Here is a 10,066-nt window from a genome sequence, read left to right as displayed (position 1 = left end):
GTGACGGTGAAAGACTGGTTTGCCGATCGGGTGTACTGGATCGAGCAGATCACCTTCGCTTCCGGCGTGAAGTGGACAGCCGATCAGTTGATGAAGCAAGGCGTGCCGCTGGTGGGTTCCGAGTTGGGCGATACGCTGCGCGGCGGCAATGTCGACGATTGGATACTGGGCAACGGCGGTAACGACTCGCTGTACGGCGGCAACGGCAACGACCTGCTGGAAGGCGGCGATGGCGACGACGGTTTGTTCGGCGAAGGGGGTAACGACACCCTACGCGGCGGCGCCGGTAAGGACTCGCTGTACGGAGGTGATGGCGCCGACCTGTTGGAAGGAGGAGACGGTGATGATGTGATCATCGGTGGCAGCGGCGGCGGCTGGCGCGTTGAGGGCGATACCTTGCGCGGCGGTGCGGGCAATGACCAACTGACCGCGGTATACCAAGGTTGGAACAATGTGTTGGAAGGCGGCACTGGCAACGACACGCTGACCGGCAGCTATGCGCGCGACACCTATTTGTTCAATCTGGGTGATGGCCAAGACGTAATCATCGACAAGGCGGATGCGCCGACGGTCAACGATGCCTACCGTGATGAGTTGGTGTTCGGCGCCGACATCAAGGAAAGCGATATCCAGGTGCTGCGCAGCGGCAACGACATGGTGTTCCGCCACGTCAACGGTCAGGACAGCGTGACGGTGAAGGATTGGTTTGCCGATCGGGTGTACTGGATCGAGCAGATCACCTTCGCTTCCGGGGTGAAGTGGATGGCCGACGACCTGATGAAGCAAGGCGTGCCGCTGGTGGGTTCCGAATTGGGCGATACGCTGCGCGGCGGCAATGTCGACGATTGGATACTGGGCAACGGCGGTAACGACTCGCTGTATGGCGGTAACGGCAACGACCTGCTGGAAGGCGGCGATGGTGACGACGGTTTGTTCGGCGAAGGGGGTAACGACACCCTACGCGGCGGCGCCGGTAAGGACTCGCTGTACGGAGGTGATGGCGCCGACCTGTTGGAAGGAGGAGACGGTGATGATGTGATCATCGGTGGCAGCGGCGGCGGCTGGCGCGTTGAGGGCGATACCTTGCGCGGCGGTGCGGGCAATGATCAACTGACCGCGGTATACCAAGGTTGGAACAATGTGTTGGAAGGCGGTATTGGCAACGATACGCTGATCGGCAGCTATGCGCGCGACACCTATTTGTTCAATCTGGGTGATGGCCAAGACGTAATCATCGACAAGGCGGATACTCCGACGGTCAACGATGCCTACCGCGATGAGTTAGTGTTCGGCGCCGACATCAAGGAAAGCGACATCCAGGTGCTGCGCAGCGGCAACGACATGGTGTTCCGCCACGTCAACGGCCAGGACAGCGTGACGGTGAAAGACTGGTTTGCCGATCGGGTGTACTGGATCGAGCAGATCACCTTCGCTTCCGGCGCGAAGTGGACGGCTGATCAGCTGATGAAGCAGGGCGTGCCCTTGTTGGGCACCGAGCTGGGCGATACGCTGCGCGGCGGCGCGCTTGACGATTGGCTGGTCGGCAACGGCGGCCATGACGCGCTGTACGGCGGCGAGGGCAATGATCTGTTGGTCGGCGGACGCGGCAACGATGTGCTCGAGGGCGGCAACGGCAACGACAGCTATCTGTTCGAGCGCGGCGATGGCCAGGATGGCATCACCGACACCGGCGGTCAGGACGTGCTGAAGTTCGGCCAGGGCGTCAATGCCGATCAGCTGTGGTTCAAGCGCCAGGGCGCCAGCCTGGAGGTCAGCGTGATAGGCACCGATGACAAGGTGTCGATTAATAACTGGTTCGGCAATGCCGCGAACCAGATCGAGACCCTCCAGTCCGGCGACGGCAAGGCGCTGGCGGCCAGTCAGGTGCAGGCGCTGGTCAACGCGATGGCGGCGTTCAATCCGCCGGCCGCGGGCCAGATCACCCTGCCGGACAGCTACCAGGCGGCCTTGCAGCCGGTGTTGGCGTCCAGCTGGAAATAAATCGCTGAGTTGATCTCTGTAGACGGCCGGCCCTCAGGGGCCGGCTTTTTTCATGTCTTGAGAATGGGCAGGGGGGCGAAACGGCCGCCCAGCACATTGCGGGCGTCCTTGCCCCACCAGCTCTGGATGGCGGTGGCGTAGACCTGGCGGAAGTCGATGGCGCAGGGCAGATTGCCGTCGTCGACGCCGGCCAGCGGCGGGCTTTGGCCGTATAGGCCGCCGCGCACACGGCCGCCGGCGGCGAAATGGACGTTGGCGGTGCCGTGGTCGGTGCCGCGGTTGCCGTTTTCGCGCGGACGGCGGCCGAATTCGGCGTAGCTAAGCACCAGGGTGTCGTCCCAGCGCCCTTGCGCCTGCAAGCGCGCGCGCAGCAGGGCGATGCCGTCGGCCAGTTCGCCGAGAAGCCTAGCCTGGGTGGGAAGCTGGTTGCCGTGGGTGTCGAAGCCGGTCAGCGTGATGCGGGCCACGGCGATGGACACGCCGCGCGACAGGGTGTCGGCCAGGGTGGAAACGGCCTGGGCGAAAGCTCCGGCCGGCCGCGGCGCGGCCATAGGCGAATCCGTCGCGGCCACGGGCTTGGTCGGCTGGCCCAGCTCGGCGGCGGCCTGGCGGATGTCGCCCTCCACTTTGAGGATGTGGCCCAGCGCGCCGTTGGCGCCGGCGCGGCCCTGGTCCGCCGCCAACTTGGCCTGGCGCGCGAAATCTTGCGGATTGCTCAGCACCACCGCGCGCGCGCCGCCGTCCAGCGGACCCAGCGCCTGGCTGGACAGCACCACGCCGTCGGCGGCGAAGCCGCGCGGCGTCGGCTGTTCGCGGAACAGCCGGCTCAACCAGCCCTCGCTCAGGTATTGCTGGCTATTGGACGCGGTTTCCCAGATTTCGATGGAACGGAAGTGGGACAGGTTGGGGTCGGGATAACCAACGCCTTGCAACACCGCCAGTTCCTGTTGCTGCCACAGCGGGAGCAGGCCGGCCATGGCCGGGTGCAGGCCCAGGCGTTCGTCCAGCGGCAGCGCTTGCTCGCGGGGAATGGCGATGCCGGGGCGCAGCCGGTAATAGTCGGCGCTGGCGTAGGGGACGACGGTGTTGAGGCCGTCGTTGCCGCCCTTGAGCTCGATCAGCACCAGCAGGCGCTGATAGCCGGCCGGCGCCAGCGCCCAGCTCAGATTGGGCAGCACGGACACCATCAGGCCGCCGGCCATGGCTTTGAGAAATTGGCGTCGCTGGAACATGGCGGGACCTCTCAATGGACTTGGTAAACCGGGTCCAGCAGCAGCGGGGCGATGGCTTGAGCGCCGCTGAGGGAATCGGGCAGGGGATTGGCCGGCGGCAGCGCCAGCAAGAATTTGGCGGCGTCCTGAGCGCTGCGGATCTGATAGATGGCGCTCCATTCGTCAGGCTGCAGCTTGAGCGAGCGCAGACCGGCGGCCGCCAGCCGGTTGATGCGCGCCTCGCGGCCTTGCATTTCGTTCATGCCGCCGTCCGGCAGCGCAAAGGCGTTGCGCGCCGGCGCGGCGTCGCGGGCGATGCGGTCCAGAAACTGTTTGCGGCTCAGCAAGGTGGCGCTGTTGATCCAGGCTTCGCCGCCCGGCCAGCCTTTGACGTTGGGCGGCGCGAACACGTCCTGGCCCAGTTGGCGGTTGAGCCCGGCCAGCGCGCGCCAGTCCGGCGGGCTGAGGTCGAAGGTGACCAGCGTGCCCAGGGTCAGCTCCAGCGGCGACTTCACCAACTGGCCCTGGCTGTTCCAGAACTGGGGGCTCAGCAATATCGCGCGCAGCAAGGGCTTGATTTCGTAGCGGCTGTTGCGGAAGCCGGCGGCCAGCCGTTTGACGGCGGCAGGGTCCGGCTGGGGCGAAATGAAGGCCTTCCACAGCTTGGCGGTGATGAAGTCGGCGACGGCCGGCTGTTGCAGCAGCAGGTCCAGCACGGCGTCGCCGTCGAAATCGCCGCGCTGGCCGAAGATCAGCTTGTCGCCGTCGTCGTGCAAGCGCGGGCGCTTGACGAAGCGCTCGTCGCGATCCAGCCCCCAGCCGGTGAAGGCGCGGGCGGCTTCGCGGATGTCCTGTTCGCTGTAATGGCCTTCGCCCAGGGTGAACAGCTCCATCACTTCGCGCGCGAAGTTCTCATTGGGCTGACCCTTGCGGTTATTGGCGGTGTCCAGATAGCGCATCATCGCCGGATCGCGGGCGACGGCGTGCAGCATGTCGCCGAAATTGCCCAGCGCGTATTGGCGCAACAAGACGTTTTGTCGATACATCAGTTGCGGCGAGCGCACCTTGTCCAGCGCGGAGACGAAGTGGTTGTGCCAGAACAAAGTCATTTTTTCGCTGAGCGGCGACGAGGTGTAGCGCATCTCGTTCAGCCACCAGCCGCGTAGTTCCACCGCGTGCTCGGCGCGCAGCTTTTGCAGCGCTTTCTTCTCGTCCTCGCTCAGATTGGGTTGTCCCGGCCGCTCGAAGGCTTCGTCGACCCAGGCCGGCGGCGGCGTGGCGGCGCTGGCGCGGGTATTGGCCAGCAACCGGTCCACCGCGGCTTCGCGGTTCAGCGGCGCGTAGACGGCGATTTGCGCCGGGTTGGCGCCGAAACCGGTCCGGGACAGCAAGTGGCGCGCGCCGGCGACGCCGATGCCGGCCTGGGCCAGCGCCGGCAGGCAGAGCGCGGCCAGCAAGAGGGCGGACGCGGCGAGGCGCCTGGTCTTGGCGATGTAAGGGATGGCGGACGCCGCTGTCGTCAGCGATCGGCATAGGGTCGGCATGGGGTTCAAACATGGTCTCCCGGGGCGCCCGGCGTGGGCGCAGGCATGCATTCAGCTTAGAAGGCGCTTGTCGTCGGCGTGTTAAGCCGCCGGCCGACTCTGTTAAAGAGTGTTGGCTGTCAGCGCGCGGCCGCTGCGGTATACTGGCGCGCTGTCACCAGGGGTGTCCGCGGCGCGGGCTGAGAAAATACCCTGCAACCTGATCTGGGTCATGCCAGCGGAGGGAGCGTGATGCGCGGGCGCGGCCCGCATTCCGCTTGCTCCGGCCAATTGTCATTGTGTACGGAGATGTTCATGAAGTGTTTTCCCTCTTTGATCGCAGCCGCGCTGGCGGCCGCCAGCCTGAGCGCGTCGGCGGCGGAGTTGCGCGTGCTGTCGCACAGCTCGTTCACGGTGTCCAAACCCTTGCTGGCCGAGTTTGAAAAACAGAACGGCGCCAAGGTGTCCATTATCAAGGCCGGAGACGCCGGCGAGATGCTGAACAAGCTGATCCTGACCAAGGCCAATCCCATCGCCGACGTGGTGTTCGGCATCGACAACAGCCTGATCGGCAAGGCGCAGCAGGCCGGAGTGCTGGCGCCGGTGCCGGCGGCGCTGGCCCAGGGCGGCAAGGCCGTCCTGCCCGGCGCGGTGAGCATAGATTACGGCTACGTCACGCTCAATTACGACAAGGCCTGGTTCGCCCAGCGCCAACTGGCGCTGCCCAAAACGCTGGAGGACTTGACCAAGCCGGCCTACAAGAACCTGCTGGTGGTGCAGAATCCGGCCACTTCCAGCCCGGGCCTGGCCTTCATGCTGTCCACCGTCGCCGCCATGGGCGAGGACAAGGCCTTCGCCTTCTGGGGCCGTTTGCGCGACAACGGGCTCAAGGTCAGCAAGGGTTGGAGCGAGTCCTATTACACCGATTTTTCCAAGAACGGTGGCAGCCGGCCGCTGGTGGTCAGCTACGCCACCAGCCCGGCCGCCGAGGTGTTCTACAGCAAACAGAAGCTGAACGACGCGCCCACCGGCAATCTGCCGCTGAAAGGCGGAGTGTTCCGCCAGGTGGAGGGCGCGGCCCTGGTCAAGGGCGGCAAGGAAGCGGCGCTGGGCGAGAAGTTCATCGCCTTCCTGCGCTCCGAGGCGGTGCAGAAAGACGTGACCACCACCATGTGGATGTATCCGGTGATGGACAAGGTGGCCCTGGATCCGGTCTACCGTTTCGCCGAACAGCCGGCCGCGCACGACACCCCGGACAGCAAGGCGATCGCCGAGCGCTCGCGCCAGTGGGTGGCGCGCTGGACCAGGATCGTTTTGAAAGGCGGCCAATGATCCCCGATATCGAATCGCCGCGGCTGTTGCTGCGGCATCTGGACCCGCGCGTATTGCGCAGTTGCCTGGCCGGCGAGCCGGAGACGGCGGCCGAATGGCTGGGCGCGCCGCTGGCGGCGGCCTGGCTGGACGAGCAGGCGCTGATGGCCTTGCGCCTGGACGATATCGCCCAGGACCCGGCCTATGCGCCGTGGTCGGTGCGGGCGCTGTTGCGACGCGAAGACATGGCGATGGTTGGCCACGCCAATTTCCACTCCTTGCCTGGCCATCCTTATCTGGGCGGCTACGGCGACGTGGAGCTGGGCTATACGATTTATCCGGATTACCGCCGCCAGGGTTACGCCCGCGAGGCGGTGCTGGCGATGGGCGCCTGGGCGGCCCTGGCCGGCGCGACGCGGTTGGTGCTGTCCATCGCGCCGGACAATCTGCCGTCGCAAGCGCTGGCCGCCGGACTGGGCTTCGTCAAGGCGGGGCAGAGCGCGGACGAGGACGGGGTGGAGGATGTGTTGACCGCCCGTTGGCCGCTGAAGGGAACGCAGTCTTGATGTTGAGCCGTCGGAGCCGCCTGTTGCTGGCGGCGCCTCCCTTGCTGTTTTTGCTGGCGATGTCCGCCTCGCCGCTGGCGCGGCTGCTGCAGGAGGGCGGCGGGCTGCCGTCCTTCGGTTTGTTGAGCGATTCCTATCTGCGCTGGCGCATGCTGTGGTCGCTGCTGCAGGGCGGGGCGACCTGCGTGCTGGCCTTGCTGCTAGGCGTGCCGGCGGCGTGGGCGCTGGCGCGCTTCCGCTTCGCCGGGCGCGGCCTGGCGCTGCGCCTGCTGATGCTGCCCTTCGTGATGCCTACCCTGGTCGCCGGCGTCGGCGTGTTGGCGCTGTTCGGCCCGCAGGGCTTGAGCGGGCTGAATCTGCAGGACTCGCCCTGGCTGTTGCTGTACGGCAATCTGTTCTTCAATCTGCCGTTGGTGATTCGTGCCGCCGCCGACGGCTTCGCCCAAGTGCCGGCCAGCCGGCTGGCCGCGGCCCGCAGCCTGGGCGCCGGCCGCTGGCGCGCGTTCTGGCGCGTGGAATGGCCGGCGGCGCTGCCCTGGCTGTTGCCCAATCTTTGTCTGGTCTTCCTGTATTGCTTCTCCGGTTTCGGCCTGGCCTTGCTGCTGGGCGGCCAGCGCTATGCGACGGTGGAAGTCGAGATCTACACGCTGGTGGCGTATGAGCTGAACCTGGCCGACGCCGGCGCGCTGGCGCTGCTGAGCCTGTTGGTGGCCGGCGGCGTCGCCGCGGTCTACGCCTGGCTGGAGGCGCGGCTGGGCGTGCCGACGCCTTGCGAGCCGCTGCTCCCGGCGCCCGCGCGGACGTGGACGGAGCGGGCCTGGCTGACGGCGGCCCTCGCCATCTTGCTGGCCTTCGCCGGCTTGCCCTTGCTGGCGGTGCTGTGGAAAGCGCTGTCCGCGCTCGACGGCCTGACCGCGCTATGGGACGAGGAGCTGCGGCTGGCCTTGTTCAATTCGGCGCGCTTCACCTTGCTGACCGTGTTGCTGTCCGGCCTGCTGGGCCTGTGCCACGCGCTGGCCGCCGGGCGCTGGCTGTGGCTGCGGACCCTGGCGTTTCTGCCCTTTGTGGTGTCGCCGGTATGCGTGGCCTTTGGTCTGTTGCTGCTGTATCCGCGCTGGAGCGCAGATCTGAGCATGCTGCTGGCGGCCTATGTCTTGTTGGCCTATCCCTTCGTCGCCAAGGCCGCCGGCGCGGCGCTGGACGGCATGCCGGAACAGCTGGCGCAGGCGGCGCGCTCCTTGGGCGCCAATCCCTGGCGGGCGTTCCGGCGGGTGATCTGGCCCTTGCTTCAGCCCGCCCTGCGGCGCGGCCTGGCCTTCGCCGCCGCCACCGCGGTGGGGGAGTTCGCGGTCACCTTGTTTCTGTCCCGGCCGGAGTGGCTGACTCTGACCACCTTGATTTATCAGAAGCTGGGCCGGCCCGGCCAGGCCAACGCGGATGCGGCGATGTTGTTGTCGGGCCTGCTGATGGTGCTGGCGACGCTGGCCTTCGCCGTGATCGAAAGCGGCGCGGCGCGGCCGGGCGAACCGGAGAAAGGAGATGGGTGTGCTTGAGCTCAGAGCAATTGAAAAGCGTTTCGGCGCGCGGGTGGCGGCGGACGGCGTATCGCTGCAGGTGGCGGCCGGGGAGACCCTGGCCCTGCTGGGGCCGTCCGGCTGCGGCAAAAGCAGCTTGCTGAAAATCATCGCCGGCCTGCTGCCGCTGGACGGCGGCGCCGTTCGTTTCGACGGCGAGGACATCACCGGCCTGCCGCCGGAGCGGCGCGGCTTCGCGCTGATGTTCCAGGATTTCGCCCTGTTTCCGCATCTGGACGTGGCGGGCAATGTGATGTTCGGCCTGATCGAGCGCGGGCAGTCCCGAGCCCAGGCCGCCGGCGCGGCGGCGGCGATGCTGGAGCGGCTGGGGCTGGGCGGCTATCAGCGGCGCAAGGTCTGGACCTTGTCCGGCGGCGAGCAGCAGCGGGTGGCGCTGGCGCGCGCGCTGGTGACCCGGCCGCGGCTCTTGCTGCTGGACGAGCCGTTTTCCAGCCTGGACGCGCATTTGCGCGGCCAGCTGCAAGCGGAGTTCGCGCAGTTGCTGGCGGAGTCGGGGATACCGGCCATCCTGGTCACGCATGACCGGGAGGAGGCGTTCGCGATGGCGCACCGCGCCGCCGTGCTGCACCAGGGGCGCATCGTGCAATGCGCCGCGCCGCGACAATTGCTGGCCAGGCCGGCGAATGCGTGGCTGGCGCGCTTCATCGGCTATGAAAACGTGTTGGAGCACGCCGTGGTGCCGGGGCACGCGTTGCGGCTGGGGCCGCAGCAGCCGCCGGCGCGGATAGAATCGCTGACCTGGCTGGCGGACGGCGCCCGCGTTGAGGTGGTGGCGCAGGCGGGGCGGCTGTGTCTGAGTTTGTCCGCGCGCGAGGCGGCGAGCCTGGGCGCGGAGTTGCGGCTTGGCGGCGAGTTCGGCCTGGGGGTGGACGCCGCGGAACTGATTCCCTTGGCCAGCGAGTCTAGCGCAGGCTCTTGATGCGCTGCTCCAGCTCCTCGAATTCCGGCCGCTCGCTGGAAAACAGCACCTTGCGGCCGAACTCGATGGCGCTGGGCGGCGGATAGCCCTGCATGCCGGCCAGCAGCACGGTCTTGATGCATTGCAATTCCTTGCTGTCCTCGTCCAGCTTCTGTTCCAGCAGCGCGCCCAGCGGCGACACCATGCCGTAGGACAGCAAGATGCCGAGGAAGGTGCCCACCAGCGCCGAGCCTATCATGCCGCCCAGCACCGCCGGCGGCGCGCCGACCGAGGCCATGGTGTTGACCACGCCCAGCACGGCGGCGACGATGCCGAAGGCCGGCAAGGCGTCGCCCAGGCGCTGGATGGCGGCGATAGGCGCCATGCCTTCCTGGTGGTGGGTTTCCAGTTCCACGTCCATCAGGCTCTCGATTTCGAAGGCGTTCAGATTGCCGCTGACCATGATGCGCAGATAGTCGCGGATGAAGTTCAGCGCATGGTGGTCTTGAGCGATGGCCGGATACTTGCTGAAGACCGGGCTTTGTCCGGGGGCGTCGACATCGGCTTCCAGCGCCATCAGCCCTTCCTTGCGCGCCTTGGCCTGCAGTTCGTACAACAGGCACAGCAAGTCCAGCGCGCGGGCCTTGTTGTGGCGCGAGCCCTTGAGCGCGGCGGGCAGCGCGCGCGCCACCGCTTTCAGATTCTTGGTCTGGTTGGCGACGATGAAGGCGCCCAGCGCGCCGCCCAGAATCGCCATCATCTCGGTGGGCATCGCGGAGAGAATGGCGCCGATGGCGCCGCCGTGGATCAGAAAGGCGCCGAAGATCATGCCGATCACGACGAGGTAGCCGATGATTACATTCATATGTGGTAGTCCCAAGCAAAGTCAGACCGATGCCGGTCTGGCGCGTCGCCGCGGCGAACGCGGCGGGTCTGCGAGATAAAGAAGGCGGAAGGCCTG

At 66.9% G+C, this 10,066-nt stretch carries 8 protein-coding genes and 1 riboswitch; of the genes, 5 read left to right on the top strand and 3 right to left on the bottom strand.

Annotated features, from left to right (window positions below):
* A partial coding sequence (locus tag QUG03_RS18370; protein WP_500820621.1) for a calcium-binding protein occupies nucleotides 1-2,001 on the top strand: 2,001 nt, incomplete at its 5' end.
* A gap of 50 nt (nucleotides 2,002-2,051) precedes the next feature.
* Here the strand turns inward: QUG03_RS18370 and QUG03_RS18365 are convergent.
* Nucleotides 2,052-3,233, bottom strand: coding sequence for a DUF1501 domain-containing protein (locus tag QUG03_RS18365; RefSeq protein WP_500820620.1), 1,182 nt, complete (start codon nucleotides 3,231-3,233; stop codon nucleotides 2,052-2,054).
* 11 nt (nucleotides 3,234-3,244) lie between these two features.
* Nucleotides 3,245-4,756 (bottom strand): DUF1800 domain-containing protein, encoded by a 1,512-nt coding sequence (locus QUG03_RS18360; protein WP_500820622.1) that lies wholly within the window; start codon nucleotides 4,754-4,756, stop codon nucleotides 3,245-3,247.
* A gap of 149 nt (nucleotides 4,757-4,905) precedes the next feature.
* A riboswitch (TPP riboswitch) is annotated at nucleotides 4,906-5,000 on the top strand.
* 50 nt (nucleotides 5,001-5,050) lie between these two features.
* Here QUG03_RS18360 and QUG03_RS18355 point away from each other — a divergent pair.
* Genes QUG03_RS18355 through QUG03_RS18340 form a run of 4 tightly spaced genes read left to right on the top strand, consistent with a single transcriptional unit; the run spans nucleotide 5,051 to nucleotide 9,126 of the window.
* Nucleotides 5,051-6,067, top strand: a complete 1,017-nt coding sequence (locus tag QUG03_RS18355) for a thiamine ABC transporter substrate-binding protein (protein ID WP_205465446.1) — start codon at nucleotides 5,051-5,053, stop codon at nucleotides 6,065-6,067.
* Nucleotides 6,064-6,612, top strand: coding sequence for a GNAT family N-acetyltransferase (locus QUG03_RS18350; protein WP_053077333.1), 549 nt, complete (start codon nucleotides 6,064-6,066; stop codon nucleotides 6,610-6,612). The genes QUG03_RS18355 and QUG03_RS18350 overlap by 4 nt, the downstream gene beginning before the upstream one ends.
* A complete protein-coding gene (locus tag QUG03_RS18345; RefSeq protein WP_500820619.1) occupies nucleotides 6,612-8,165 on the top strand; it encodes an ABC transporter permease in 1,554 nt (517 codons plus the stop codon). The genes QUG03_RS18350 and QUG03_RS18345 overlap by 1 nt, the downstream gene beginning before the upstream one ends.
* Entirely contained in the window at nucleotides 8,158-9,126 is a 969-nt protein-coding gene (locus QUG03_RS18340) for an ABC transporter ATP-binding protein (protein ID WP_500820618.1), read from the top strand. The genes QUG03_RS18345 and QUG03_RS18340 overlap by 8 nt, the downstream gene beginning before the upstream one ends.
* Here the strand turns inward: QUG03_RS18340 and motA are convergent.
* The gene (gene motA / locus QUG03_RS18335) at nucleotides 9,110-9,970 is read right to left on the bottom strand and encodes a flagellar motor stator protein MotA (RefSeq protein WP_500820617.1); all 861 of its coding nucleotides are present in this window, start codon (nucleotides 9,968-9,970) and stop codon (nucleotides 9,110-9,112) included. The two genes, QUG03_RS18340 and motA, sit on opposite strands and share 17 nt — an antisense overlap.
* Between the last annotated feature and the right edge of the window lie 96 nt (nucleotides 9,971-10,066).

This window comes from Chromobacterium sp. CCUG 30098 (assembly GCF_059916605.1).
The sequence above is the reverse complement of the archived record's forward strand: the minus strand, read 5'-3'. Positions and strand labels throughout refer to the sequence as shown.